The organism is Pseudomonas sp. S36 (genome assembly GCF_016647875.1).
GTDB lineage: Bacteria > Pseudomonadota > Gammaproteobacteria > Pseudomonadales > Pseudomonadaceae > Aquipseudomonas > Aquipseudomonas parafulva.
The window spans coordinates 92,971-119,560 of the sequence record NZ_JACVVG010000008.1 but is presented as its reverse complement, the minus strand read 5'-3'; the positions used below and the strand labels follow the sequence as shown (position 1 = coordinate 119,560).

General features: G+C 60.6%; 32 protein-coding genes. 13 read left to right on the top strand and 19 right to left on the bottom strand.

Annotated elements, in window-relative coordinates; genetic code table 11:
- Positions 1 to 226 precede the first annotated feature (226 nt).
- Entirely contained in the window at positions 227 to 907 is a 681-nt protein-coding gene (locus IAE36_RS06935; protein ID WP_201211393.1) for an SOS response-associated peptidase, read from the top strand.
- Positions 908 to 968: 61 nt separating this feature from the next.
- Here IAE36_RS06935 and IAE36_RS06930 read toward each other — a convergent pair whose 3' ends face one another.
- Both IAE36_RS06930 and IAE36_RS06925 read right to left on the bottom strand, forming a co-directional pair.
- Positions 969 to 1,766 (bottom strand): SDR family NAD(P)-dependent oxidoreductase, encoded by a 798-nt coding sequence (locus tag IAE36_RS06930; protein WP_201211391.1) that lies wholly within the window; start codon positions 1,764 to 1,766, stop codon positions 969 to 971.
- Positions 1,766 to 2,494, bottom strand: a complete 729-nt coding sequence (locus IAE36_RS06925) for an alpha/beta fold hydrolase (RefSeq protein WP_268933060.1) — start codon at positions 2,492 to 2,494, stop codon at positions 1,766 to 1,768. The genes IAE36_RS06930 and IAE36_RS06925 overlap by 1 nt, the downstream gene beginning before the upstream one ends.
- Before the next feature lie 250 nt (positions 2,495 to 2,744).
- On the opposite strand from IAE36_RS06925, the gene IAE36_RS06920 reads away from it, so the two are divergent.
- The 11 genes from IAE36_RS06920 (at position 2,745) to IAE36_RS06870 (ending at position 13,516) form a co-directional block, all read left to right on the top strand.
- Entirely contained in the window at positions 2,745 to 2,975 is a 231-nt protein-coding gene (locus tag IAE36_RS06920) for a hypothetical protein (protein WP_033728001.1), read from the top strand.
- Positions 2,976 to 3,000: 25 nt separating this feature from the next.
- On the top strand, positions 3,001 to 3,237 hold the full coding sequence (locus IAE36_RS06915) for a hypothetical protein (RefSeq protein ID WP_201211387.1): 237 nt from the start codon (positions 3,001 to 3,003) through the stop codon (positions 3,235 to 3,237).
- A 149-nt stretch (positions 3,238 to 3,386) separates the two neighbouring features.
- A complete protein-coding gene (locus IAE36_RS06910; protein ID WP_033728003.1) occupies positions 3,387 to 3,692 on the top strand; it encodes a (2Fe-2S)-binding protein in 306 nt (101 codons plus the stop codon).
- Positions 3,689 to 5,083 carry a cyanide-forming glycine dehydrogenase subunit HcnB gene (hcnB, locus tag IAE36_RS06905; protein WP_201211379.1) on the top strand — a complete coding sequence of 465 codons (1,395 nt, stop codon included), beginning with the start codon at positions 3,689 to 3,691 and terminating at the stop codon, positions 5,081 to 5,083. Before IAE36_RS06910 ends, hcnB begins: the two co-directional genes overlap by 4 nt.
- Position 5,084: 1 nt before the next feature.
- Entirely contained in the window at positions 5,085 to 6,323 is a 1,239-nt protein-coding gene (gene hcnC / locus IAE36_RS06900) for a cyanide-forming glycine dehydrogenase subunit HcnC (protein WP_201211376.1), read from the top strand.
- Positions 6,324 to 6,454: 131 nt separating this feature from the next.
- Complete coding sequence (locus IAE36_RS06895) at positions 6,455 to 7,441, top strand: DUF1852 domain-containing protein (protein WP_028633412.1); 987 nt, start codon at positions 6,455 to 6,457, stop codon at positions 7,439 to 7,441.
- 27 nt (positions 7,442 to 7,468) lie between these two features.
- Entirely contained in the window at positions 7,469 to 8,509 is a 1,041-nt protein-coding gene (locus tag IAE36_RS06890; RefSeq protein WP_028633413.1) for a methionine synthase, read from the top strand.
- An 8-nt stretch (positions 8,510 to 8,517) separates the two neighbouring features.
- A complete protein-coding gene (locus tag IAE36_RS06885; RefSeq protein ID WP_201211374.1) occupies positions 8,518 to 9,453 on the top strand; it encodes a LysR family transcriptional regulator in 936 nt (311 codons plus the stop codon).
- 58 nt (positions 9,454 to 9,511) lie between these two features.
- Positions 9,512 to 10,015: a sigma-70 family RNA polymerase sigma factor gene (locus tag IAE36_RS06880; RefSeq protein ID WP_028633415.1), complete on the top strand. Its 504-nt coding sequence runs from the start codon at positions 9,512 to 9,514 to the stop codon at positions 10,013 to 10,015.
- Positions 10,016 to 10,018: 3 nt separating this feature from the next.
- Positions 10,019 to 10,948, top strand: coding sequence for a FecR domain-containing protein (locus tag IAE36_RS06875; protein WP_201211372.1), 930 nt, complete (start codon positions 10,019 to 10,021; stop codon positions 10,946 to 10,948).
- Between the two features lie 93 nt (positions 10,949 to 11,041).
- Positions 11,042 to 13,516 (top strand): TonB-dependent siderophore receptor, encoded by a 2,475-nt coding sequence (locus IAE36_RS06870; protein ID WP_201211371.1) that lies wholly within the window; start codon positions 11,042 to 11,044, stop codon positions 13,514 to 13,516.
- A 45-nt stretch (positions 13,517 to 13,561) separates the two neighbouring features.
- Here the strand turns inward: IAE36_RS06870 and IAE36_RS06865 are convergent, their stop codons facing one another.
- The 10 genes from IAE36_RS06865 to IAE36_RS06820 all read right to left on the bottom strand — a co-directional run bounded on the left by IAE36_RS06865 (position 13,562) and on the right by IAE36_RS06820 (position 19,779).
- Complete coding sequence (locus IAE36_RS06865; protein WP_201211369.1) at positions 13,562 to 13,801, bottom strand: hypothetical protein; 240 nt, start codon at positions 13,799 to 13,801, stop codon at positions 13,562 to 13,564.
- A gap of 35 nt (positions 13,802 to 13,836) precedes the next feature.
- Positions 13,837 to 14,100, bottom strand: a complete 264-nt coding sequence (locus IAE36_RS06860; RefSeq protein WP_201211367.1) for a hypothetical protein — start codon at positions 14,098 to 14,100, stop codon at positions 13,837 to 13,839.
- Positions 14,101 to 14,185: 85 nt separating this feature from the next.
- Positions 14,186 to 14,458 carry a hypothetical protein gene (locus IAE36_RS06855; RefSeq protein ID WP_201211365.1) on the bottom strand — a complete coding sequence of 91 codons (273 nt, stop codon included), beginning with the start codon at positions 14,456 to 14,458 and terminating at the stop codon, positions 14,186 to 14,188.
- Positions 14,459 to 14,576: 118 nt separating this feature from the next.
- A complete protein-coding gene (locus IAE36_RS06850; RefSeq protein ID WP_201211363.1) occupies positions 14,577 to 15,272 on the bottom strand; it encodes a lipopolysaccharide kinase InaA family protein in 696 nt (231 codons plus the stop codon).
- A 379-nt stretch (positions 15,273 to 15,651) separates the two neighbouring features.
- Positions 15,652 to 15,828 carry a hypothetical protein gene (locus IAE36_RS06845; RefSeq protein ID WP_154660064.1) on the bottom strand — a complete coding sequence of 59 codons (177 nt, stop codon included), beginning with the start codon at positions 15,826 to 15,828 and terminating at the stop codon, positions 15,652 to 15,654.
- Between the two features lie 115 nt (positions 15,829 to 15,943).
- A complete protein-coding gene (gene aroE, locus IAE36_RS06840) occupies positions 15,944 to 16,762 on the bottom strand; it encodes a shikimate dehydrogenase (RefSeq protein WP_201211361.1) in 819 nt (272 codons plus the stop codon).
- Entirely contained in the window at positions 16,759 to 17,991 is a 1,233-nt protein-coding gene (locus IAE36_RS06835; protein ID WP_201211359.1) for a CaiB/BaiF CoA transferase family protein, read from the bottom strand. Before IAE36_RS06835 ends, aroE begins: the two co-directional genes overlap by 4 nt.
- Complete coding sequence (locus tag IAE36_RS06830; RefSeq protein WP_028633423.1) at positions 17,988 to 18,443, bottom strand: MaoC family dehydratase; 456 nt, start codon at positions 18,441 to 18,443, stop codon at positions 17,988 to 17,990. The genes IAE36_RS06835 and IAE36_RS06830 overlap by 4 nt, the downstream gene beginning before the upstream one ends.
- Positions 18,440 to 18,838: a VOC family protein gene (locus tag IAE36_RS06825; RefSeq protein ID WP_201211357.1), complete on the bottom strand. Its 399-nt coding sequence runs from the start codon at positions 18,836 to 18,838 to the stop codon at positions 18,440 to 18,442. Before IAE36_RS06825 ends, IAE36_RS06830 begins: the two co-directional genes overlap by 4 nt.
- On the bottom strand, positions 18,835 to 19,779 hold the full coding sequence (locus tag IAE36_RS06820) for a ketopantoate reductase family protein (RefSeq protein ID WP_201211355.1): 945 nt from the start codon (positions 19,777 to 19,779) through the stop codon (positions 18,835 to 18,837). Before IAE36_RS06820 ends, IAE36_RS06825 begins: the two co-directional genes overlap by 4 nt.
- A 93-nt stretch (positions 19,780 to 19,872) precedes the next feature.
- On the opposite strand from IAE36_RS06820, the gene IAE36_RS06815 reads away from it, so the two are divergent.
- Positions 19,873 to 20,778 carry a LysR family transcriptional regulator gene (locus IAE36_RS06815; protein WP_201211353.1) on the top strand — a complete coding sequence of 302 codons (906 nt, stop codon included), beginning with the start codon at positions 19,873 to 19,875 and terminating at the stop codon, positions 20,776 to 20,778.
- Between the two features lie 37 nt (positions 20,779 to 20,815).
- Here IAE36_RS06815 and bla read toward each other — a convergent pair whose 3' ends face one another.
- The 7 genes from bla to IAE36_RS06780 form a co-directional block, all read right to left on the bottom strand.
- The gene (gene bla / locus IAE36_RS06810) at positions 20,816 to 21,694 is read right to left on the bottom strand and encodes a class A beta-lactamase (protein ID WP_201211351.1); all 879 of its coding nucleotides are present in this window, start codon (positions 21,692 to 21,694) and stop codon (positions 20,816 to 20,818) included.
- Positions 21,695 to 22,016: 322 nt separating this feature from the next.
- Positions 22,017 to 22,325 carry a hypothetical protein gene (locus IAE36_RS23630; RefSeq protein ID WP_442967442.1) on the bottom strand — a complete coding sequence of 103 codons (309 nt, stop codon included), beginning with the start codon at positions 22,323 to 22,325 and terminating at the stop codon, positions 22,017 to 22,019.
- Between the two features lie 137 nt (positions 22,326 to 22,462).
- Positions 22,463 to 22,795 carry a hypothetical protein gene (locus IAE36_RS06800; protein ID WP_201211349.1) on the bottom strand — a complete coding sequence of 111 codons (333 nt, stop codon included), beginning with the start codon at positions 22,793 to 22,795 and terminating at the stop codon, positions 22,463 to 22,465.
- Between the two features lie 93 nt (positions 22,796 to 22,888).
- Positions 22,889 to 23,251 carry a hypothetical protein gene (locus IAE36_RS06795; protein WP_201211347.1) on the bottom strand — a complete coding sequence of 121 codons (363 nt, stop codon included), beginning with the start codon at positions 23,249 to 23,251 and terminating at the stop codon, positions 22,889 to 22,891.
- 466 nt (positions 23,252 to 23,717) lie between these two features.
- Positions 23,718 to 25,184, bottom strand: a complete 1,467-nt coding sequence (locus IAE36_RS06790; RefSeq protein ID WP_201211345.1) for a surface lipoprotein assembly modifier — start codon at positions 25,182 to 25,184, stop codon at positions 23,718 to 23,720.
- Positions 25,185 to 25,274: 90 nt separating this feature from the next.
- On the bottom strand, positions 25,275 to 26,027 hold the full coding sequence (locus IAE36_RS06785; RefSeq protein ID WP_201211343.1) for a Slam-dependent surface lipoprotein: 753 nt from the start codon (positions 26,025 to 26,027) through the stop codon (positions 25,275 to 25,277).
- 251 nt (positions 26,028 to 26,278) lie between these two features.
- Positions 26,279 to 26,530, bottom strand: a complete 252-nt coding sequence (locus tag IAE36_RS06780) for an integrase core domain-containing protein (protein WP_268933063.1) — start codon at positions 26,528 to 26,530, stop codon at positions 26,279 to 26,281.
- Positions 26,531 to 26,590 lie beyond the last annotated feature (60 nt).

Here is a 26,590-nt window from a genome sequence, read left to right as displayed (position 1 = left end):
TACGCGAGGTTCAGCCAAAAACACCGACAGGTAGTGTCAGCCTAGCAGTCACCCAGGGCAGACGCACACGTCATCCCCCTCTTCTCTGCCACGTTGCGCAAACCCGCCCGTCGGTATAGCTGCACGGCCGCTGGCCTTTACTGCGCATGCAGAACAAACTGTATATACATACAGATCAAATACCCTGCATTGCTGGCGAGCCAGCAGCAGCGACGGGAGATTAACCATGTGCGGGCGCTATTCGCTCTACGAGAGCATGGACTTCTACTTGCGCCAGCTGGCCCTGGACCTGGTGGTAATCAATGGCTATGACGAAGCGCCGATCAACCGCTACAACGTAGCGCCGCGCAGCCAGGCGGCGGTTATACGTGAAGCGCCAGGTGGCTTGAGTGTGAGCAATGTGCCGTGGGGTTGGGCGCCACCCTGGGCCACTGGCAAGGGCCCGAGACCCATCAATGCACGGGCCGAAACGGTCACGCAATCGCCTTTCTTCAAAGCGCTGTGGCCCAATGGGCGCGCCTTGGCGCCGGCAAATGGCTGGTTCGAGTGGCTCAGCGACCCTGGCGCGTTGAAAGGCAAGCAGCCCTACCATATACAGGCGGCCAACGGGGAGGCGCTGTTCTTCGCCGCCCTAGCAGATGCGAGGCCTGAACAGGGTGGTGGTTTCGTGGTGCTTACTACGGCTGCAGATGGAGGACTTGCGGCTATTCACGCCCGCAAGCCGCTGGTGCTTACACCAACCCTGGCCAGGGAATGGCTTGATCCGCGCACCACAGCGCAACGGGCAGAGGCCATCGTGCACAGCGCCGGCCGCCCAGCCTCAGCTTTTACCTGGTACAAAGTGGATGCCAGTGTGGGTAACGTGCGCTGCGAAGGCGCCCAACTGATCGAGCCTGTTTCCGGCTGAGGCCTTGAGCTGTGCCACGGCGCCGCAGCGGGCCGCATTGCAACCCGCTGCATGGCACTGGTCAGTTCTGAACGCTCTGTACCGACCCGCCATCAACCCGCAGGTTGCTGCCATTGATGAAGGAGGCCCGCTCGGATACCAGCAAGGCGATGGCTGCCGCTACCTCCTCTGGCTGGCCACGCCGCTGTTGCACGATGCCCGGGCGTTCTTCTTCCAGGAAGCTCTTCACCGCCTCGTCGAAACTGACGCCCTTTTCCTCGGCACGCTTTTTCATCATGCCGTCGGTCATGCCTGTTTCGATGAAGGCCGGGGATACGGTATTGCACAGCACACCGTGGGCTGCTTCCTTGTACGACAGGTTCTTGATGAAAGCTGCCAGCGCGGCCTTGGCCACGTTGTACACGGCCTCTTCCCAATACGGCTGGACGGCGTTTTCCGAGGTGATGCACACCAGGCGGCCCCAACCCCGTTTGCGCATGGCCGGTATGGCTGCCCGGGCGATGCGCACAGCGCTGAAGAAGTCAGTGTCCCAGGCCTCTTGGTAGTCGGCATCCGCCAGCTCGAGCGGGTCGCCCTTGGCACCGGTTACCCCTGCGGTATGCACGACGATATCCACTTGGCCAAAGTGGGCTTCTGCTTGGCGCACGAGCCCGTCGACTTCCCCTTGGTCAGTCATGTCTGCGGCAATCAGCAGGGGCTCGCCCTGCAGGTCAGCTGCAGTCTTTTTCAGCTTGTCCGGGTCCATATCCGTCAATACCAGCTTTACACCCTCACCCGCCAACAAGTGTGCGGTTGCCAGGCCTATCCCGCCAGCGGCGCCGCTGATGAGAGCTACACGGTTACTCAAGCCTAAGTCCATCAACGTTCTCCTTCAGGGGTAGATGCAGCGATACGTTCAGCAAATTTGAGCATGGGGTGGGCCAACGCCTGCGGGGTTTGCAGGGGCATCAGGTGACCTGCGCCGGGGAGCGTGAGCAGCAAGTGGTCCGGGAAATGCGACAAGGTGGTGCGCTGCTGCTCGTCTGGGCCGGGGACCTGCACGTCATCGCTGCCGCATATCAGCAGCGCTGGGTAAGGCAGGGTGCCGATGCGGTATTGCCAGTCCTCGCGGCTGCCGTGGTCAACCCAGGCACGCCAGGCCTCCAGGTTCACCGACTGGGCATCGGCAATGGCGACTTCGCGCAGGGCTTCGGGCAAACGGTGAAAACTGGATTCATCAACAAACGCCTCTGCCTCTTCCCTGGAGGCGCCGTAGGCACGCTGCCGGTCACGGTCGCTGTCGCTCATCGGTTGTGGCCCGGGTGGCGATGGCGCAACCAGCACCAGCCCTTGCAGGTAGGCTGGCCGGCGCGAAGCCAGCACCACGGCTACCTTGCCGGTCATGGAATGGCCCACAAGAATGCAACGCTGCAGCCCGAGCTCACGAATGCTGAGGTCTACATGGTCTGCCATCTGCTCGACCGTATAACCCGTAACGTCGCGCGCATCGCCGTAGCCCGGCGTATTCAGCGCCACACAGGTGTGTTCGCGGTCAAGAAACGGCAATGTGGGGCCCCACGTGCGATGGGATCCACCCAGAAAGTGCATCAATACAAACGTGATGGGACCTTGACCTTGCTGGCTGTGTGGGAGCATCGAAATATTGCCTCAAGATGTTTCTCAATTGAGGCGGCGCTACTTTGAAGAGTTCAGAAATTAAGGTGGGTGGCACGCGCACCTCACGTCCGTCGGGTAAAAGAACCAACCCGGCTGTCTTGGGCTCTAATTAATTGTGAGGGCTCATGCCAGGTGTTCACCTGGGTGTGGGCGGTACTTGGTTTGGCGAGGAGCACACAGCATGACAGAAGAAGAAGCCAAAGATGTTGTAGAGCGCATCGAGTACGAACTCGGCCACCATGCCCGCGTGGCCACGCGTATCGAAATCCATGACCTGGGTTTGTGGGCTCGCCTGGAAAAAGCCAGCGGTGCACATTACGGCGTCGGGCTGACCGGTACTACGCTGTTCGAGAAACCTGTAGTGCTCGGCCCCAAGTGTGACGCGTCCTACACCATCCTGTACCTGCCGTGAGTTCGGGTGTTATCAGGAGCCTTTCATGACCATTCGCAGCCTTGCGAAAAACCTGCCCAAAGACCCTTTCAAAGAAGGCTGGGTGTTTGGGTGGGGCGTATTGCGTGATCGCCATCCGTGGCATTTGGTGGATGTGTACGCCGACCACGCTATCGCAACTGTGGAGGTCCGCCGACGCGGTGCGGATTACGTTGTGGAGTACGGATCACACCGGTTAGGTTCCGATGAGTTCGTTTGTGGCATCAGCCTTCCCGAAGGCTGATGCTGACCTTGCACGCGGATTGACCGGCTGTCACCTCATGTTTTTACCTACAATAGAATCCAACTAATTCACCGCTCCAGGTCAATTTTTCCTGCAACTATCTTCCGTACTCTGTGCCACCCCATGCACACGGATTGCAGGAGTACTTCATGGAACGAACCCTCGATATCCAGCCGCTTGCGGCTGACCCCATCACCCTCCATATCAACGGATCACCCGTCAACGCAGCCCCAGGCGAAACGGTGCTCAGCGTGCTCAACGCCGTGGGCTTGCGCCAGCTGGCGCGCAACGACCACGGCCAGGTCAGTGGCGCGTTCTGCGGCATGGGTGTATGCCATTGCTGCCTGGTGGCCATCGACGGCCGCGCCAAGCGTCGCGCCTGCCAGACCGTGGTACGCCCGGGCATGCGTGTCGAAACCCTGGTCAACCCGATCTGCAGCGAGGTGCCGGCATGAGCATGCGCCCAGTAATTGTCGGCGGTGGCTCGGCCGGTATGGCTGCCGCCATCGAGCTGGCCAACGAGGGGGTGGGCAGTGTGCTTATCGACGAAGCGTCGCGCCCTGGTGGGGTGGTGTTTCGCGGGCCACTGAGAGGTGGTGTAGACGTGGGTTACCTGGGCGCACGCTACAGCAAGGCCCTGGGCAAGCTGCACGCAGACTTTGCCACCTGCGCCAGGCACATCGACCTGCGCCTCAACAGCCGCGTGGTAGGCGCCGACAACCAGAACCTGATGGTGCTCGACGAGCAGGAGCAGCTGCAGCCGGTGGGCTATGAACAACTGGTACTGGCGGCAGGCTGCCACGAACGCAATGTGCCATTCCCGGGCTGGACTTTGCCCGGGGTGATGCTGCTGGGCGGGTTGCAGTTGCAGATCAAGAGCAACGTGGTGAAGCCGCTGGGCCGTACGTTGATTGCCGGTACCGGCCCGTTGCTGCCACTGGTTGCCTGCCAACTGCATGCAGCCGGCGCCAAAGTAACAGGTGTATTTGAGGCCTGTGCCTTCTCCCGCATTGCCCGGGAGACCCTGGCGCTGATGAACAAGCCGCAGCTGTTTCTCGATGGCCTGAGCATGCTGGGCTATCTCAAATTGCATGGCATCCCCATGCACTACGGCTGGGGCGTGGTGGCGGCGCGTGGTGAGGGGGAGTTGAGCGAGGTCAGCGTTGCGCCCTACGACCAGGCCTGGCAGGCCGACCTGAAACGGGTGCAGCGCGAGTCGGTGCAAACCCTGGCAGTGGGTTATGGCTTCATTCCGCGCACCCAGCTAAGCCAGCAGTTGGGGCTGGCCCATGGCTACAGCGCAGACGGCTACCTGCGTGCTGAATGCAACGCGTGGCAGCAGAGCAACGTGCCGCACATTCACCTGGCCGGCGACATGGCTGGCATCCGCGGGGGTGAGGCAGCGATGCTGACCGGGCGTATAGCGGCGTTGTCTATTCTGCACCAGCGCGGCGTGCTCAACGCCGAGCAGGCCATCGAGCGGCGCGAGCATTACCTGGCGCAACTGGCGGGCATTGGCCGCTTTCGCTCCGGGGTGGAGCGCTACACCGCACGGGGCCCCGCGCAAGTCGAGCTGCCACAGGCCGACACGGTGATCTGCCGCTGCGAACAGGTCACCCGGGATGCCATCGACCTCGCCCTGCAGCAGGGCGTGCAGGACATGGCCGGGCTGAAAATGCGCACCCGGGTCAGCATGGGCGACTGCCAGGGTCGTATGTGCGTGGGCTATTGCAGCGACCGCTTGCGCGCCGCCACCGGCCGTGCCGACGTGGGTTGGTTAAGGCCGAGGTTCCCGGTGGACCCCGTCCCGTTTTCCGCATTCAAGCACTTGGGCACGGAGGCCTGACATGAACAAGACCTACGACATCGTAATCGCCGGCGCCGGGGTAATTGGCGCTTCGTGTGCGTACCAGCTGTCAAAGCGCGGCAACCTGCGCATTGCGCTGATCGACGACAAGCGCCCTGGCAACGCCACCCGCGCCTCGGCCGGGGGGCTGTGGGCCATCGGCGAATCGGTGGGCCTGGGCTGCGGGGTCATCTTCTTTCGCATGCTCTCGTCCCAGGCCAAGCGCCAGGCCCATGGCGCGGCAGTGGCGGTGGATTCGAGTACGCCGCACATCCTGCCCCAGTGTTTTTTCGACCTGGCCTTACAGTCCAATGCGCTGTACCCCCAGCTGCACCAGGAACTGATCGAACGCCATGGCATGGACTTCAAGTTCGAGCGCACTGGCCTCAAGTACGTGATCCAGGACGACGAGGACCAGCTGTACGCCGAGCACATCGTGCGGCACATCCCGCACCTGCAGGCGCAGGTGCGCTGGCTGGACCGCAAGGCCTTGCGCGACACGGAGCCCGCCGTCACCGACCAGGCCAATGGCGCCCTGGAGTTTCTCTGCGACCACCAGGTGAGCCCTTATCGCCTGGGCGATGCGTATATGGAAGCGGCGCGGCAGAACGGCGTCGACCTGTACCTCAACACTCCGGTGACAGGCGTGTTGCACCAAGGTGGGCGGGTCAAGGGCGTGCGCACGGCGCAGGCGGGGGATTTCCATTGCAGCACCCTGATCAACGCAGCCGGTGCCTGGGCCGCCGAGCTGAGTGAATGGGCTACAGGGCTGTCCATCCCGGTGAAGCCGGTGAAAGGCCAGATCGTGTTGACCGAGCGCCTGCCCAAGCTGCTGAACGGCTGCATCACCACCAGCGATTGCTATATGGCGCAGAAGGATAACGGCGAAATCCTGATAGGCAGCACCACCGAGGAAAAGGGCTATGACGTCACCACCACATTCCCGGAGATCAGCAGCCTGGTGCAGGGTGCAACCCGTTGCGTGCCGGCACTGGCCGACGTCAACCTGAAGCGCACCTGGGCCGGCCTGCGGCCAGGCTCGCCAGATGAACTGCCGATTCTGGGCCCCGTGGACGACATGCCGGGGTACTTCAATGCCTGCGGGCATTTCCGCACCGGCATCCTGACCTCGGCCATCACAGGGGTCATGCTGGACAAAGTGATCCACGACGAAGCCCTGCCGCTGGATATCACGCCGTTTCTGGCGCGGCGGTTCAACAAGGTGGCCACCCCGGCCTGAAACCGTGCGCCGGTCACGTCATGAACAGGATTGAAGGCGGGCTGAAATCGTTTCAGTTCCGCCTGGCCAATGCGCCACTTTAAGATGCCCCTCAATTTGAAGGCCTTGGCATCTGAGTGGACCTCGTGATCATGACAACTTCCCCGTTTACATTCAGCCTTAAAAGCGTGAGTTTTGACGAACATTATCGCCCCTGCGAAAACACCCGCATCACCACCAACTTTGCCAACTTGGCGCGGGGTGAGCAGCGCCAGGAAAACCTGCGCAATACCTTGGGCATGATCAATAACCGCTTCAATGCCCTGGCCCATTGGGACAACCCAAACGCCGACCGCTACCGCGTAGAACTGGATATCGTTTCTGTCGAAATGGCGATCGGCAGCGGGCGCAGCGGTACCGCCCTGCCCCTGATCGAAATTCTTAAAACCACCGTTGTCGACCAGCAAACAGGGGCCCGCCTGCCAGGCGTCGTCGGCAATAACTTTTCGTCCTACGTGCGCGATTATGATTTCAGTGTCGTTCTGCTGGAGCACAACCGCGACCGGAAGGCATTCAGCACCCCTGCGCACTTCGGCGAGTTGCATGGCAAGCTGTTCAAACACTTCCTGCAATCGGATGCCTACCGGACGCACTTTGAAAAACAGCCGGTTATTTGCCTGAGTGTCTCCAGCAGCCGCACCTACCGTCGCACCGAGAACCAGCACCCGGTATTGGGTTACGAGTACCAGCAGGACGCGTACTCCCTGACCGATGACTATTTTGCAAAGATGGGGTTGCGCGTTCGCTACTTCATGCCGCCCAACAGTGTGGCGCCGCTGGCCTTCTATTTCGCCGGGGACCTGCTTAACGATTACACCGCCCTGGAACTGATCAGCACCGTCAGCACGATGGACACCTTCCAGAAGATCTACCGGCCTGAAATCTACAATGCCAATGCCGTGGCGGGCGCCACTTACCAGCCCAGCCTCGAGCACGGTGATTACTCGCTGACGCGCATCGTGTACGACCGCGAAGAGCGCAGCCGGCTGGCCATTGAACAAGGGCGATTTGCCGAAGCGCACTTCATCACGCCCTACCACACGATTCTCGAGCAATGGTCCGCGAACTACGCGGCCTGACCGCCCCTGCATGCAAGGCTACTGTCCATGAAAACGTTACTGCCCACTTCCACCGCCGGCAGCTTGCCGAAACCCTCCTGGCTCGCAGAGCCTGAAACCCTGTGGTCACCGTGGAAGCTGCAAGACGCAGGCTTGCGCGAAGGCAAGCAGGATGCATTGCGCCTGGCGCTGCAAGAACAACAGCACGCCGGCATCGATATTGTCAGCGACGGCGAACAGACCCGTCAGCACTTCGTTACCACGTTCATCGAACACCTCAGCGGCGTCGATTTCGAAAAGCGCGAAACCGTCCGAATCCGTGACCGCTACGATGCCAGCGTGCCCACGGTGGTCGGCGAGGTAGCCCGCCTCAAGCCGGTGTTCGTAGAGGATGCGCGGTTCCTGCGCCAGCAAACCCGGCAGCCTATCAAGTGGGCATTGCCTGGCCCGATGACCATGATCGACACGCTCTACGACAGCCACTACAAGAGCCGCGAAAAGCTGGCCTGGGAGTTCGCCAAGATTCTCAACCAGGAAGCGCGCGAGCTGGAAGCGGCTGGCGTGGATATCATCCAGTTCGACGAACCCGCGTTCAATGTGTTCTTCGACGAAGTGAACGACTGGGGTGTGGCAACGCTGGAGCGGGCAATCGAAGGCCTGAAATGCGAAACCGCCGTGCATATCTGTTACGGCTACGGCATCAAGGCCAACACCGACTGGAAAAAGACACTGGGTTCGGAGTGGCGCCAGTACGAGGAAGCGTTCCCGAAACTGCAGCAGTCCAGCATCGACATTGTTTCGCTGGAGTGCCACAACTCACGCGTGCCCATGGACCTCATCGAACTGATCCGTGGCAAGAAGGTGATGGTAGGCGCCATCGACGTGGCAACCCACACCGTCGAAACGCCAGAGGAAGTGGCCAATACGCTGCGCAAGGCACTGGCGTTTGTCGATGCCGACAAGCTGTACCCGTGCACCAACTGCGGCATGGCACCCCTGCCCCGCCAGGTGGCCAGTGGCAAGCTGCGGGCGCTGAGTGCAGGTGCCGACATCGTGCGCCGTGAGCTCGCTGCGCAGCAACTGCCTTAGCGCTGCCCGTGATCGACCTCAGACACCTGCGCACCCTGCGTGCCCTGCGCGAGGCCGATAGCCTGCCCGACGCTGCCGAACGCCTGCACCTGACCCAGTCGGCGCTGTCGCATCAGTTTCGCGAGCTGGAAAGCCGGGTGGGCATGCCGGTGTTCGTGCGCAAGTCCAAACCGGTGCGTTTCACCACTGCAGGCTTGAAGCTGTTGCAGTTGGCGGACCAGGTGCTGCCGCTTATCCGCAGCACCGAGCGTAACCTGGCCAAACTGGCAGGCGGTGCGGCGGACCGGTTGCACATCGCCATCGAATGCCACAGTTGCTACCAGTGGCTGATGCCCTCGCTGGACGCGTTTCGCAGCGCCTGGCCAGAGGTGGAACTGGACCTCGCGTCGGGGCTGTCGTTTGCGCCACTGCCGGCCTTGGCACGCGGCGACCTGGACCTGGTGGTCACCTCCGACCCCATTCCTCTGCCCGGCATCACCTACGTGCCGCTGTTCGGGTACGAGGCCGTGCTGGCCATCGACAAACACCATGCGCTGCGTGCAAAAGCCTACGTGGAACCTGCCGACCTCACCGGGCAGACCTTGATCACCTACCCCATCGAGCGCGACCGGCTGGACATCTTCACCCGCTTCCTGGACCCGGCCGACCTTGAACCCGCACAGGTGCGCACGGCAGAAATGACCATCATGATGATGCAACTGGTGGCCAGCGGCCGGGGTGTCTGCTGCCTGCCAAACTGGGCGGTGCATGAATACACCACCCGTGGCTACGTGCTCGCCAGGCGCCTGGGCGCTGAAGGCGTGCAGGCAACGCTGTACGCCGGGGTACGAAGCGACATGCTGGAGATGGCTTACATGAGCGACTTTCTGCTCACCGCCAAAGATATTTCGTTTACCACACTGGAGGGCGTGAATGCGGTGGGAGGCGCGACGGGCACCCTGTAGGCAGGCAATATACTAATGAGATACATTATCAGTAAAACTGCCTACGGGTTTGCTGTTGATGTCCCACACCTCCGAACCTCAATCGTTTCACGCCCTGTATGCTGAACACAGCGAATGGCTGCGCCACTGGCTAAGACGCAAGTTGGGGTGCCGTGAACAGGCTGCCGATATCGCACAGGACACATTCGTGCGCTTGCTCGCGCAGCGCCAGCAGGTTCGCCTGAGCTTCCCTCGCGGCTACCTGAGCCGCATCGCCCGCAGCCTGATGATCGACCAGTACCGGCGTCGGCTACTGGAGCAAGCCTATCTGGACAGCCTGGCAGCCGCGCCCACACCTGTTGCGATCTGCGCCGAGCAGCGCGAGATGATCATGCAAGCCCTTGTGCAGATCGACAAACTGTTGGACGGCCTGGGTACACGCACCCGCGAGGTGTTTTTGCTGGCACAGCTCGACGGGTTGAAGCACGTGGAAATCGCACGCCAGCTGGGGTTGTCGACCAATACCGTGAGCAAACATTTCGTACGGGCCATGACCCATTGCCTGCTGCTGATGGATGACTGAGCCTTGAGCGATACGCTGGACATCAAAACGCTGGAGGCAGCTGCTACCTGGTACGTTGCCCTCAACCAGGGCGATGAGCAGGCCTGCAAGGCCCACGCCGAATGGTTACGCAGCCACCCGCACCACGCTCAGGCCTGGGCGCGGGTAGAACGCTTGCAGGCCAGCTTCGGGCGCCTGGACGGGGTCACGGCACGGCCCCTGCTGCAGGCCACCGTCGTCGACAGGCGCAGTGTGTTGAAAGTCTTGGGGGTGCTCATGGCAGCCAGCGCGGCGGGCCTGGCGGCAAGCGTCACACCCTGGCAAGGCGCGCTGGCCACCTATCGTACAGCCACTGCCCAGCGTCAGCAGGTGCGGCTGCCGGATGGCACGCAGGTCACGCTCAACACCCGCACGGCCATGGGCATCGACTTCAGCGCCACCCAGCGGCTGATCACCCTGCACCATGGCGAACTGCTGGTGGGCACAGCGGCTGACCCGGGGCAGCGGCCTCTGATCGTGCAGCTTGCACAAGGCCGAATTCATACCCACGCCGCGCGGTTTCTGGTGCGCAGCGAGAACGCCTGGGCCCAGGCCAGCGTGCTTGAACAGGCCATTGAGGTGGCTAATGCAGACGCCACGGTACACCTTGAGGCCGGCCAGCAGCTGCGCTTCACTGCCTCGTCCCACGGCGCGGTGCTGCCGCTGCAGGCAGGCGCCGGCGCATGGAGTGGCGGCCAGCTGGAGGTCAGTGGCTGGCCCCTGGGGGCGTTCATCGACGAGCTGTCACGCTACCGCCCCGGGCACCTGGCCTGTGACCCTGCGGTTGCGGGGTTGCGTGTGTCGGGGGCATTCCAGTTGGGGGACACCGACCGGGTGCTGGACAACCTCAGCGGCACACTGCCTGTGCGTATCAACCGCTTCACCCGCTATTGGGCCACGGTGGAACCTGCGTGAATTCAGCGCCCAGGGGTTGGTGTTTTTGATTCTCGTCCGACTAGGTCAGTAGAGGCGCAAAGACGCCCTTCACTGCCACCTTAAGGACCCGACATGCTACAGAGTGCCCACCCCTCACCGCCCTTCAACAAACGCGCATGCTCAGTGGTGATCACTGCAGCCCTGCTCACCGCACCGATGGCGGCCAGCGTCTATCCATTGGCGGCCTGGGCGCAGGGCAGTGCAGCACAGTACGACTTCAATATCGCTGGCGGTAACCTGGAGAACGCCATCGCTGACTATGCCCGCGTCACCGGGGCAAACCTGTCGTTCGAACCCGCCACCACGCTGGCCAAGCGCTCGATGGGGGTAAAGGGCCACCTCACTGGCGCAGCAGCGCTGCACGCGCTGTTGCAGGGTACCGGCCTGCAGGCGTTGGAGCGCTCGGCCAACAGCTACACCCTGGTTGCCAGCGACGAGCACGCCCTGCAGCTGCAGCCAACCGACGTCAATGCGTCGGCAGGCTGGTCAGGTACGGTCAGTGAAGGCACTGGTTCCTACACCACGGGGCAGGTCACCCTCGGCAAGACGCCCCAGTCGATCAAGGACACGCCGCAAACTGTGAGCGTGATGACCCGGCAAAGGATCGAAGACCAGGGCCTCAACTCCATCAACGACGTGATGCTGCAAACCACCGGCATCACGCCCTATCAGGGCAGCCTCACCAACTCCCGTTACCTGTCGCGGGGGTTTGAAATCACCAGTTACCGGGTGGATGGCGGTGCACCTATCGACAACGCCACCTACTCGCCCAAAGACCACGACATGGCCATCTATGACCGGGTGGAAGTACTGCGCGGCTCCGACGGCCTGTTCTCCGGCGCCGGCGAGCCAGGCGGCACCATCAACCTGGTCAGGAAGAAGCCTACCTTCGAGAACCAGTATGGCCTGGAAACATCCGTGGGCAGTTGGCACAACTACCGCACACAGCTGGACGTGAGCGGCCCGCTGGCTCTGGACGGCAAGGTGCGCGGGCGGACGGTGGTGGTCTACAACAACCGCGATATGTTCTACGACACCGCCAATGCCGAGCGCAGCCTGTTCTATGGCGTGATCGAAGCTGACATCACCGACACCACCACCGTGCTGGCAGGCCTGACCAACGACGACGCGAAGTCCGCAGACCAGGCGTACGGCTGGCCACGGGCACTGGACGGTGCAGACTTGAAGTTGCCACGCAGCACCTTCTTGGGCGGGGCTCATGACTACAAGAACAGCAAGACCCAATCCTACTTCGCCACCCTGAACCAACAGCTGGGCGAGCGCTGGGCTGCCACCCTGGACATCACGGTGGCGGTGATGGACCAAGACCGCAGTTACTACAACTTTTACGGCGCCATCGATCCGGCAACCGGTGCCGGGTCTGCCGCCAATTGGCAGGGTCAACAGCAGGGTTACTATTCCAGGGCCTATGACCTGAACGTGAAAGGCTCGGAAACCCTCGGCGGTTTCGAGAACGACTTCCTGCTTGGGGCCAGCTGGACAAACAACTACTTTGGGTCCGATCACCGCCAGGGGGCGTATCGGGAAATCGATAATATCTATGTGTTCGACCCCCACGACTACCCCTCCTCAGCGAGCGACTCGGCGTTCAGTTATCGGGACGTCCAGCGCATCGAACAAAAAGGCCTGTACGGCAGCTGGCGGATACACATCGCCGAGCCTCTGCACCTCATTGTCGGCACCCGCTACAGCAACTATGAACAACGCTACACGCGCCGCAACGCCAACGGTTCTTCATCGGGTACGTTCTTCCGCGACCGGGACGTGCTAACGCCCTTCTACGGGGCCACCTATGCGCTTTCGCCGGCCTGGAGCCTGTACTTCAGCCGCGCCGATATCTACAAGTCCCAGGCCTCATTGCGTGACCGTTCAGGCGCACCGCTGCAACCCATCACCGGTGTGAGCAACGAGTTTGGTATCAAGGGCGAGCTGTTCGATGGCCGCGTGAATACCTACGCGGCCATCTATTACGTGAACCGCGACGGCGAAGGCATTTACGACCGCCCAGGCGACGCATCCGACTGCTGCTACCGTGACGGCGGCAAAAATGTGAGCAAGGGCATAGACCTGGAAGTCAGCGGCCAGTTGGCGGACGGCCTCCAGGCGACCTTGGGGTACACGTTCAACACCACCCGCAACAACATTGCCGGCAATGCCTACAACACGGTAACGCCCAAGCACCTGTTCAAATTGTTTGCCACCTACCAACTTCCGGGCGCCTTGAACAAGTTCAAGGTAGGCGGCGGCGTTGTCGCGCAGACGCCCGCCTACGTCAGCGGTACGGTATACGCCAGGGGCGCAGACGGGGAACTGGAAGAAACGTCCAACACCTACGCCTTTTCGCAGGCGGGCTATGCCTTGTGGAATGCGCACGCCGAATACGCGCTGGACACACACTGGACGGTGTCACTCAACGCCAACAACCTGACGGACAAGAAGTACTACTCGACGGTGGGCATGGCGGAGTATGGCAACTTCTACGGGGAGCCCCGCAACTACCTGCTTACGGTGCGGGCGAAGTACTGAGGGCGATGAGCCCAGCGCACCCTGGGCTCTTTTCTAACTACTTCATCAGCTGTTCTTCTGATGAGACAGCGCCTTGTTGGCCTGGTCAGCGCACTTCTTGTAGTCCCCGGATGCATGCGCTTCCTTGGCCTGCTGATGCTCATGATGACCGTTTTGCGTGAAGTCTGTTTCTGTCGCTGCCTTCAGTTTATCCAAGGCCGCCTCGCATTCATGCTGGTGGTCCTTGGCCAGTGCAAAACCTGGGGCCAGCAGAATGCCGAACGCCACTGCGATGATAGTTTTCATTCAACGCACCTCAACGTTTAGGTTGTCCAGAACGGCTACAGGTCCTTCTTGACCTCTTTATCAACGTGCTTGTCTGCCTTGTGGCGTTCCTTGTCCAGGTGGTCGGCGCCTTTCTCCATCTCCTCGCCATCGTGGTGGAGACCTTTATCGACTTCATCGGCGCTGTGGTCCACACCTTTGTCGACTTCCCGTACATCGTGCCGCACACCCTTGCCGAGTTCGCCTTCAGCCTGGGCGGCCGACATCCCCAACATGGCGGCAAGCGCCAAGCTTGCAGCCGCAAGTGTCCTTATCTTCATGGGTAATTCTCCGTGGTTTGGAAATCAGTGTTTCGACTGAAAACTCTAGACAGAGAACCCCGCACGCGCACACCTGCATTTGTCATTAACACCCTCGCCGCGTGGGCAGGCAACCGCCCACCGATTGCGGCAGCGCGTTGAGCGTATCGGAATTCGGGTTCGAAAGAAGCTGGCCTTGAGCCTGGGCATAGATGATCCACCGCTCGAATACCTCGCGGTGGAGCCGGCAGGTTTCCTGCCAGTCGATGTGATCAAACTGGTCGTAGGCAATCTGTTTCATGGTTTCGCCGGCAGCATCACTGAGCCGCTTCAGCGCTTGGTACGCCTGATACTGACGTTCCCGTTTGGTGGCACTCATGAGGTCTCCTGCACAAAAGCGGTGGTCCAGTCGTTATTGCTACCGACTGGACCCGCAGGAGAAATATCCTCAGACAAATCTGAAAGTGGGCGCCCCCCCACCACGTTGATCCGAGTGATTAGAGAAAACGCTCCACGTCAGCGCCGTAACCATAGCGGTAGCCTCTGCAGAATGCCTCCCATTCCGCAGCCTCCCAGCCAGACCTGCGTTTGACCTGCCGCAGGTCGTGGCGGCTGGCTTTGGTCGCCGTCATGCGTTGGCGGGCTTTTTCGAAATCGAGCAAGGCAACCTTGATGCTCGACTCGCTGAAATCGACGAACACATGTTTCAGGTACAGGCAACCATGCTGCCAACGCCCAAGGTTCAACCTGGCCAGCGCACGCCCGTATGCCTCAAGGATCTCGTGATGGCGCCGAGGCCCAACGGTTTTATCCACGCCTTGCAGGTAGAAGTCCTCCAGCGACAAGTACCCGTCCAGCGCGGCGGTAACCATCACGGCCTGCCATTCGCCCGCTTGTTTGTGCACATGGCTATGCAGCAGCGCAGGCGTAGCCACGCCAAGCGAAGCGGCAGCGCGCAAGGCCTTGGCTTCGCGGGCAACCGTTGGGTAGCCGAACGGGTGCAACAGGCTGCGGTAGATATGCCCAACCTGCTGTTTTTTGTAGAAGGTGAAACCTTCCACCTCAACCTTAAGCACCCCGCTTTCGCCGCCTCTGCGGATATTGGGTTCTTCTACCCAGACACCGGGGGCGTTGAGGATATCCGTCACCGGCGGGTGGTTTGGCCCCAGATCAGAGGAGAGTTGGTAAGTCATGAGGAGCCTACTACTTGTTATGAGCCACGACGTGGCGAGGGAGAAAATATATCAGCCAATTCGTACGAATGGCGAAGATATTGCCCACACCTGCTTTGAAATTCGGACAAGCGTGACTCATGGCTCACACCTCAACCCCGACGCTTTCCGAAGCGTGAGCGGAGCGAGCTCCTGGTAAACCAGGTTGCGGGGCATGCCGCAAGCAGCCAGATCACCCCTGTTGCCAGCACCCACGGCCACCTGCTGCCGGGGTTCAGGCACCACCCCACAAGCCCGAGGATAATCAGCAAAACGCCCGCCCATCGCTGGCGGGCGGGGGTCATCCAGCGTCGCGACAACCAGTGCCTGGCGCGCCGCAGTACTCCTCCAGGGCGGCTCATCAGGCTGACGCGTGTTTCTCTGTCAGTTCGACGACCAGCTTGGCTGCGTCTGCGTCACTTTTCAGGTAGTGAACCTCACCCTCCCCGTCGTCGACCTCGTACAGCTCGGCGAGGTCAGGTTCGCGGTAAGCCTGCGGTATTTCGTCATCGGTCAGTGTTCTGAGTGTGACTGGCATTGCGGATCCTCCCTCTTTAACTCACCGACCCGAACTCACCCGGCGCAGTTCAATGAAACACCTCGCCACGGCGCGAGCGGGCTTCAAGCCAAACCCGCACGTGGCGACCCATGGCTCACTCCAGCGGGATGGTCAGTTGGTCGATCACTGCCCGCGTATCCGGGCGCACGCCCCGCCACCAGGCAAACGCTTCGGCCGCTTGCTCCACCAGCATGCCTACACCGTCGGCCAGGCGTCCAACGCCCTGCTCCCGTGCCAGCCGTAAAAACGGCGTGAGCCCTTTGCCGTAGGCCAGTTCATAGGCCAACTGTGCAGTGCCCAATACTTGACCGGGCAGCGGCGGCCGTTCACCCACCAGGCTCGCCGAGGTGGCGTTGATCACGATATCGAACGCCTGACCCTCCAGCGCCTCATAGCGGCTGATGCGCAGCCGTGGATGGTCCAGCTCGTTGCGCAATGCCATGGCTTTTGCCATGTCGCGGTTGGCAACCACCAGTTCGGCAGGTTCAGCATCCAGGAACGGCAGCAAAGCCCCCCGTACCGCACCACCAGCACCCAGCATCAGCACCCGACGGTTGCGCAGTGGCTCACCCAGGTTGACTTCAATATCGCGCAACAGGCCTATGCCATCAAAGTTCTCAGCGGTGATGCAGCCATTTTCGAACTTCAGCGCATTGGCCGCGCGGGCCAGCCGGGCACGCTCACTGCGCTGGTCGGCCAGCTCGAAGGCGCGCAGTTTGAAGGGTGCGGTGATATTCATGCCGAGGCCGCCACTGTCGCGAAATTGATGCACCTGGGCCTCGAACGCCTCAAGCGAACCTTCGATGGCGCCGTATTCCAGCTGCTGGCCAGTGGCGTTGGCAAACAGGCCATGAATCAACGGGGATTTGGTGTGGTTGATCGGCCGGCCGATCACTGCATAGCGGTCGCTCATCGTGCATCTCCGTGTCTGAATAACACACCGTCCGCCTGCATGGCGGTGATTTCTTCGGGGCTGAAGCCAAGCCCAGCCGCGACTTGCGCGTTGTGCTCGCCCAGGTCCGGGGCAACTTGATGCACCGTGGTATCGCAACCCGAAAAGCGGAATGGCAGGTTGGGCAGGCGCAAGGTGCCGTAGCGCGGGTGCTCTTGCTCAAGCACCATGTTGCGCGCCTGGATTTGCGGGTCGGCCAATACCTCATCAATGCGCTGTACCTTGGCACTGGGGATGTCGACGGCATCGAGCAAGGCGAGTACATCGGCCACCGAGCGGGCGCCTACCCAGCGGCGGACCACTGCCAGAATGGATTCGCGGTGGGTGTTACGGCCGTTGAGGTTGTGATAGCGGGCGTCACTGCCAAAGCCTGCTGGCCCGCCATTGGCTTCGAGCATGGCGGCAAAGCGCTGCCAAGCATCGTCGACCTGGGCCGCGATCACCAGGTCGCCATCGGCCGCGCGGAACACCCCGTACAAGGTCGAGGTGGGCATGTCATGGCCGGTTTGCTCCGGCAACACCGTACCGTCAGACAGCGTGTAGCACTGCACGGCATACTCGTGCATCGACACCAGCGTGTCGTACAGCGCCATGTCGATGTGTTGACCAACGCCGCTGTTCACCCGCCCCAACAGCGCGGCATTGATCGCCGCCACCGCATGAATGCCGGTGTACATGTCACCCAGCGAGATACGCAGCAACGGTGGCGCCTCCCCTGGCACACCGACCATCTGCATGATGCCGCTCTTGGCTTCGGCGATCAGCCCGAAACCGGCACGGTGTGCATCCGGGCCGGTATGCCCGTAAGCCGATATGGAGCAGTACACCAGGCGCGGGTTGCGCGCTGACAGTTCGGCGTAACCCAGGCCCAGCTTGTCCAGGGCGCCCGGGCGATAGTTTTCGATGAATACGTCCGCTGAGTCGGTCAGCCTTTGCATGAAGGCTTTGCCGCGCGGGTCCTTCATGTTCACGCTGACGCCCTGCTTGCCCATGTTCAGTTGCAGAAAATAGCCGCTCTGCTGGTCATCCAGTGCATATGCATGCTGGCGCCCGGCATCGCCGCTGCCTGGCCGCTCGACCTTGATCACTTCAGCGCCCAGGGCGGCCAGGCAACGGCCCACGTATGGCCCGGCCAGGAAGTGGCTGTAGTCGATCACACGGATACCTGCCAATGGTAGGGCCTGGCTCATGCTGCAGCCCTCCTGGGCACCATCAAGCGGTGCTCGCCGCGCTGCACCACCTGGCCGTGCTGGTTGATCAACTCGGAGGGCAGCACCACAATGCCCCAGCCTGGCCTGCTGTTGCTCGGGCGCATCGAGCCCACGCGCATGCGCACCTGCAGCACATCGTTGACCTTGATCGGCAGCACGAAGTCCCAGGTCCAGCCCAACGACATGCCCGGTACAAAGCGGTACTCGCACTGGGTTTTCAAGCCGTCGGCAATCGACAACCCAAACAGGCCATGGGCCACCAGGCAACCGAAGTGGCTGGCGTTGGCATAGGCCTCATCCACATGCACCGGGGTGTGGTCACCGGTGAGGTCGGCGTAGGCCAGGATCCGTTCACGGGTGACCGTGTAGGTGGGGCTCAGGCATTCGTCACCTTCACGGGCATCGTCCCAGTATTTTTCCACCACACTCATGCCTGCACCTCCGCGCGCGGGTCAATGGCCAACGCCTTGGCCACGCAGCTCGCTGGTTGCGCCTGGATGAACTCAACAGCCAGACCGTCCGGCAGGCGCAGCCAGTTGCGCCCTTGAGGCATCTCGCTCACGTCAAAACGCTGTGCGGCTGCCAGGGCTGCTGCGAGGTCTTCGCACATGATGCCCAGGTGGGCCATGCGGCCTTCCGGGCCGGCGAAGCCGGGTTGGTGAATGAACTGCAAACCACCCAGCGTCCAGTACTGGGAGGGCTGCTCAACACTCCCCTGCACTTCGCGCATGGTCATGCCACACACCTCGCTGAAAAAGCGGATATGCCACTGGATGTCGCTCACCCAGAACGCAACGTGTTCGAGGTAGGCCTTTGGCTGGCTCATAGGGTTTCCTTCTGCTTGTCGGCCATGGCGCGTTCGATGCCCTTGATGCAGGCCACCAGTGTGGCGTTGACCGGTGTGGCCACGCCGTGGCGTTCGCCCCAGCGCACGACGGAGCCGTTGATGAAGTCGATTTCAGTCACCGAGCCTTTTTCCAGGCTCTGCAACATCGAGGTGCGAAAACTTGGCGGCAGCCCTTCAGCGGCGAGGGCCCAGACGGCATCGGCGCTGGTGAGGCCCAGGCAAATCCCGGCACGCTCGGCAACGGCCATGGCTTCAGCCACAGCGGCCTTGGCGGTCCGTTCCAGCAGGGGTTCGCTGTACAACTGCCCATAGCTGAGGGCGGTAATGCCGGTGAGTGCGCCGGTAGCCACGTTGACCAGCAACTTGTCCCACATGGTGCCAAGAATGTTGTCGCTGACGGCGGTCGCCAGCCCCGCACCAGTGAAGGCGTCGGCGATGGCCTGCACCCGGTGCGTCACGGTCCCGTCCAGCTCGCCGATGTAGGTCTGCTTGCCGGCCACGCCGGCACGGATGCAGCCCGGCGCCAGCATCACGCCACCGACGTAGGTCTTGCCAGCCAGCACCCGCTCGCGGCCCACGGCGGCTGCCAGGATGTCCTCATGCCCCAGCCCGTTCTGCAGCGACAGCACCACGGTCTGCGGGCCGATGAGTGCGGCAGCCCCGGCGATGGCCTCGGCAGTGTGGAACGACTTCACAAGCACCAGGACCAGGTCGGCTATGCCTGCATCCGCCGCGTCGGATGTGGCATTTACCTTCACCCATCGCTCGCCGCGTTCGTCCTGTACCCGCAGCCCCTCCCGATTGATGGCGTCCACATGCGCACGCCCGCGATTCAACAGCCAGGTTTCATGCCCGGCTTCGCTCAAGGTCGCGCCAATGGCGCAACCCAGGGCACCAGCGCCCAGAATGCATATTTTCAAGTCGCAAACCTCCTTCGGCTTGCGACCACACTAGGCGGCAGCGCTTATTCGCGCTATACAATGGCCTCAATACAATCATTAAGAATCGCAATAATGAGTGAGTTGCAGCACCTTCCTGAGCCTAAGTTGCTGCAGCTGTTTGACGTGCTGTATCACTGCCGCAGCGTCACACGGGCCGCCGAGCAGCTTGGGCAAAGCCAGCCCACCGTCAGTATCTGGCTGGCACGCCTGCGCGAGCAGCTCAAAGACCCTCTGTTCGTGCGCACACTTGGCGGCATGGCGCCAACGCCGCGCGCCGACCAGCTGATCGGCCCGTGCCGTGAGGTGCTGGAATCCCTGCGGCGCCTGACCACCTGGGAGCCCCAGTTTGCACCGGCTGCTGCCCAGCGACGCTTTCGCCTGTGCGTCAGTGATGCCAGCCATATCACGTTACTGCCCCGTATCCTCAACCACCTGCGCAACCATGCACCGGGCATACGCCTGGATGCCGTGCGCATCGATGGCAATACGGATAGCGCACTGGAGTCCGGTGAAGCGGACCTGGCGATAGGCTTTGTGCCATGGCTGGGGGGTGGCATGTACCAACAGGTGCTGTTCAATCAGGACTGGGTGTGCCTGAGCAACCCGCAACACCTCCGTTTGCAGGGGCCCCTGACCACTGCCTGCTACCAGGCCGAAGGGCATGTACAGATCAGTGCCGGCACGGGCCAGAAGCTGCTGGAAGGCAGCCTCACCCGGGCCGGGATCGAACGCAGGATCATGCTGGAGCTACCGGGTTTCCTTGGCCTGGGCATGATTCTAGGGTCTACGGATTTGATCGCGACCCTGCCCCGGCATATCGGGCAAACGCTGGCCGACATGCACGGGCTCCGGGTGCATGATTGCCCCTTTGCGGTAGAGGGGTTCACGGTCAAACAGCACTGGCATGGGCGTTATCACCAGGATGCGGGTAACCGTTGGTTGAGGGAGGTGATCCGGGCGCTGTTTCAGTCGGAGTGACCCCAGGGCAACGGTGCTTCTGCCCTGCCAGAAGGGGTTAGGGCCCCAGTACGCTGACAACCGCTTTCATGGAGGCGGCGATGGCGTCATTGTTCCACTCAGAGGCTTTAGTCTCGGCGCGCGAGAACACTACAACGATCCAGGGGGCTTTGCCGGGCGGCCAGATCACTGCCACGTCGTTTGCCACACCGTAGTCTCCAGAGCCGGTCTTGTCGCCGACCAACCAGCCCTGCGGCACGCCGGCGCGAATGCGTTTGTCACCGGTGGTATTGCCTTTCAGCCAGCCCTGCAACTGTTGACGGGCATCCTCCCCAAGGCCACTTCCAAGCAGCAACTTCTGCAAGGTCACGCCCATGGCCAGCGGCGTCGTCGTATCACGAGGATCACCGGGTAGCGCGGTGTTCAGTGAAGGCTCGTTACGGTCTGATCTGAATGCTGGGTCACCCAACGTTCGGGCGTAGGCCGTCAACCCTGCTGGCCCACCGACTAGTTCAAACAGCAGGTTACCCGCCGTGTTGTCGCTGTACTGCAGCGCTGCAGCGCAGAGTTCGCGAACCGTCATGCCGGCTTGGACGTGCTGTTCGGTAATCGGCGAATAGGTCACCAGTTGGTCTGGGGCGTAAGTGATTCGCCGGTCGAGCAGCGCCTGGTCTTCGGCGCTTTTTGCCAGGATGGCGGCCGCCAGGATGACTTTGAAGGTGCTGCAGAATGCAAAGCGGTCCTCTGCGCGGTACGCGACAGTCTTGCCTGATGCCGTGTCAATGGCCCAGACGCCCAGGGTTACCTTGAATGAGTGCTCGACAGTGGATAGGTCGCTGTCGATGTCGGTAGCGGCCCAAGTAGGCCAGGCCGCCGCGGCAAACGTTGAAATCATGCCCGATGTGATCAACTGCCTGCGGGTTACCGGCTGGATCATTAAGCGCTCCCTGTGTTGAATACGTGAGGTGGGATTCTACAGTGCATGGATGAGTTCGGGGCAGTGCTGGGGCCAGGGAGCGGGCAATGGGGGGGTGACTTTTGTCATGTACAGGCGTCGAATGCCTGTTCACTTCGCTAAGGTTGGGCTATGAAAAAAGGATGTTTTCTTGTTGGCGTTACGGTATGCCTGCTAATTGGCTGTTCCCACTATTCCGGCAGCGGTCCAGGGCAGTCGACCGGCCCCACGGTGCTTGCCTGCGATGCTTTTCCCCCCAACCAGCCGGGCTGTTATCAGCGGGAGCCGCGTAGTGAAGGTGCGCTCAATCGTTTGATAGCTTGGATTCGCGAGAGCCGCTCAAAATAAGTGGTTGGATGTAGGCCCGCATTCCAGTACTGGACGCTCCCTCAACCAAGCGCACACAGTAAGGATCGACTGCGGCTTCTTGCCGAAACCGTTCGTATTCGGCAAGGCTGGAGAAGCTGAAGAGGCAATACGCAACCTTATCGGCACCTTCTGCCGGAAGTAAATCGCCATCGCCCCAAAGCGAGTGTGATGCTTGAATGGCCATTGGCTTGGCAGCTTGAGTGCCGTACGGATCCCCGGCCAAACTGAGCCAGGCGAAAAACATACCCAACGGGTCAAGCCTGCTGATCTCTACCTCAAACCAGGAAGGGGCGCGTCAGCGCCCTGAACACTTCATATGTGCTTCCGTTATCAAGCATTTTTCGATGGCGGCGCCCGAAGAAGCATTAGTCTTGAACCTGATCAAATGCAGGTGCGCGCCACCTTCACCCATTTGGACCACGAACTGTTCCGCGTGTAAATGCGAACCTTGGCACCCACCGCACGGCTCTGCACTAACGCCATCACCGGCGTGCCCACCAGATCAATGTCTAACCGAATGCGGTAGCCCGTTTCGGTTTCCGTCGAGGCTACCCCGCTACTCATGTCCTGCCATTTCGGGGCGAGGCATTTAGAGAAATCTCTTGCGGTCTTTTGAGTCAGGCTCTCGAAGGCCGGCCCTCGTGCTTCGAGATCCGCAGGCGACACACACCCCGTCAGCAGAGCCAGTCCCACCATTGTGATAAAAATTCGCATGTGATTGTGCTAATACTCCTCATAAACTGATTGTCGGTATTCATATGCCCTGTCAGTCAGGCTTGGCCAGTTGGGGCGCCGCAGCAAGTGCTTTCAGGCGCCCATGCTGCATGACCTGACCGCATCTTTGACGCGCTCGAGTGGTGATTGCCAAGTGCGGTAAAAGTGGTAGCGAATGGTCGAACCGCCTGGCGCCGCAGTAACGTCGACCAGGTGTAGCGGGGCCTGTGCGTCAGGTGCCAAGACAGAGTAGCGGGCTCCAGATGCCTGCAGGATGCCGCCTACGCTTACACCCAGCACCGTAGTGTTCTGCCAGGCATCACGGATGCATTCAGCAACCTGTTGAGGCTGCCTCGATGACTTCAGCTCCAACAGGGGCGGGTTGCTTCGCGTGTCGCCGACACTTGCGCACCCCGCCAGTGCTGCCACCACGATTGCCCCGATCAGAATTCGCATACGTCCCCTCCTGTAAAAATGAAACAGCACTAAATGGTTTTAAACCTTCGGTTATCAGTGCCGCCCCTCAGTCATGAGGTCGCCAATCGAGACGGCCCGAAACACCCTGCCAAGGGGCAGGCGTTTCCCTCATGGTCGAAACCGCTCGGGAACGACTCTTTTGGCTGATGGGAAACTGCTACGGCCCAGATCTACAATCAGCCCTGTAAAGCGGAAAGGCGTTTTTTTGCGATCCAGTTGCCAAGCACCACGTAGTATTTCGCTCCCGAGTCACCTCCCCTTGGCCGTATGTCGACAAAATACTCAGGCCCAAAAGTGTGGACCATGTGCCCAGCACATGCCCTGACTGCAGAGTGGCTCTGGGCTAACGCAGTTTGCCCCGGTCCGTTGCCGGTACGCTAATGGACAGGGATAGAAGCCTAGGGCCGCTCGACGGTTTTCAACACCGTTTGACTAAGCCCAGCACCTAGAACACTTTTTCCAACTTGACGCTGACACTGCTACGCTCATGGCTGTACAGCCAGGCTATATTGCTTCGCACATCGTTGTACTTGACGACGAGGCTGGGTACTAGCCCGCTAACAGCCAACCGCGGCGCTCGAGCGATGAAGGTATAGCCACTCTCCTCTTCGTGTCGGCGCGCATCAAGGGGCGCGCTGAAACCGGCATATTGCCGGGTCCGCCAAGAGGCGAACAGTACTGTACTCAAGCCTGAACCAAATTCCTTGGCTACCCCCGCACGCAGCCCCTTTTGGAAATAAGTTTCAACGTCATTTTTCGCGCGCCGGTCCGTGAAATCGAAGCCTCCGAACAGCAGCCATTGTTGGGGCATTGCTTGCCAAAGTGTCGCGTACGTCGAGGTGACGCTACCATTGTAAGCGCTTGCATACAGCCCTCGGTAGGCAAGGTCTTTGTATTCAACCTCCAGTTTGAGCAAACGTGTGGCACTCAGGTTGTGCATCCATTCGCCGCGCAGGCCCCAGGCAGTTGACATCGGATCACTGCCCATGCGGTTGAACTCGAAAAGTGGTCCTAGGCTGTATTGATTGCGTGCATTTTGGTAGCTGTAGCCTGCATGAGCAGTCAATGTGTCCTCGTTATATTTGCCTTGCCCCTTATAGGCTTGGCCATACGCAAGCGCTCGGATGTAGGCGCCGTGATGCCCAGAAAGGGCTGCGCGTTTATTCAGGGTCGCCTCGTAATCTATGCCGTCTCCAGAAACGGCCTTGGGCATCCTTCTTTCTATCACGTATACACCCTCGCTGGATGCAAGGCGGTAGGTGGTTCGGCTCTCCGAGGACCGGTTGAGGTTATTACTCCACGTGGGCCCTACGGCCAACGAGCCTTGCCATTGACCTCGCCGATCGAGTGCCTGGGTGAAACTACTGATGCTCTGGAGCAACCCTCGATTTTGCGTGTCTGCAGGGTCAAGGGACGAGCGGATACGGCTGAAAGCGTCCGCCGACTCCCGATCTTTACGATTTTCAAATAGCACCCTCGCCAGTTCGAGTTGGCCTGGCAAGAAGTCTGGCTGCAAGGCCAGTAAGTGCCGATAATCAACTTCGGCTTGACTCAATTGCCCATCGGCGCGTGCGCGTGCACCATCGGCATAGGCCAGAAGCATGGGGTCATGATCTGGAAGTGCCGCGTAGCGTGCTCGAAAAAAGATCACATCCGCCCACTGCTGCCGCTGTACCGATAGATACAGCGCCCGCCCCAGATCATCCAGGTTATTGCCAACTTGATAGGTATGGCCATCCACGGACAGGAGAGACAGGGTGCCAGGCGCCTGCTGGAAACCCCGGTCTTCCACGGTGGCACGGTAGTCAATTGTCTGATTGAGCCGCAGGTCTGTATCCTGATCGGATTGAGCATGGCTCGGAAAAAACACAGCAAAGAAAATACCAACGAACGAGCGATAGCAGTGCGGCATTACCTGACTCTATTGGGGGATTACTACGAACTTCACCGATGAGCACAAGCGCCCAGCTGCTGGGGCGCTTCTAATAGGGGGCTCTGTGCGCTACTTTTTGACGCCACCAAACGCAACATCAAAATCACGATTACCAAAGTGCGCAACACCCGCCAAAGAGGCTGTTTCGCCCGCGCCGAAGAAACTCCCCTTCGACCAGCCTTTCGACAGTTGAGCGTTGGTGTTGGGATCAATAGCGGTCGCGCCTCCATCGAACCAAACACCGTTTATGATCGCGTCGATCTCTACCTTCAATTGGGCATTAGCCAAACTGCCAACCACGCCAGAGACTGCTGTGCCGAAGGTTGCCGTTAGCTCGCCTGACATGATATTGGATCCAGCGTAATTACTAATGCCCTGCACTGCATACGTGACCGGCGTTGTAGGGAGCACCCGCCCACTGTTATCACCCGCATAGTAGACGATCCGTTCCGGCGCGTTGTTCAATCCGCTCTGCGACCATTCCCCAAAGTAAACGTGCTGATTGGAAACCTGTTTGAAGTTGAACCGCCCCGCTGTCCCGTCTGCAGGCGGCAAGCCAGACCAAGACAATCGAGTTACACCGTTAGCGTCGACGGGCGTAACTGACTTCAAATTTTCGAAAGGAATTTTAGCGCCGCCTTCGTGTCCTCTAATGCTGACGGCAGGCACGCCTGCACCCTCCAGTTCATTAGCATACTGAGCCTCTGAGCCACCCACCACGATCTGGCAGCAATAACTCTGTTTCGAGGCGACGTCGGCTTGAACGTGGAACGTCTGGGCCAGGAGCAACACAGCAAGGGGAGTAGATAATTTAGTAACCATGGACCGATCCTTAGTATGTGCAAATGCCATCTGTGCTTAACAAAGCGGCGCCATTCGCAGGGTTTGGCTACGACCTTGAAGCTCGCGGGCATCTACTCATTCCATTGAGTAAAAATGACTTGTAACAAACTACGCGAGCTCGCGCAACAGGGAGCGTGCTCATCGGCGGTGAGGCGGTGAGTTGGGAGGGCGGCCCGTCTGCTCCTATTAGCCCACTCCAACTGTCGTGGTGCGATGATATTCTGTAGTGGTCAACTCATTCCGAACACAGTTTTGAGTTTTTCTTCAGCTATTGCCAGAGCCAGCGCATCGTTGAATTGATGCGTGCGGATCCAGTTGTAATGACTCATCCGGTATTGGCTGATGTCTCGTTGAGCTTGCTTCCCAGTCAGGTACCCCGTGGTCGGTATCCACTCCGATTTCAAGCTACGAAATACTCGCTCCATCGACGCATTATCCGATCGTGTCCCAGGAAATCCACCCTTGAACCGCCAAAAAAGCAGGCGCTACCAGCACACCCATCAGCGTCCACAACCCCATCAGATACTGCTCCCTACCGCCGT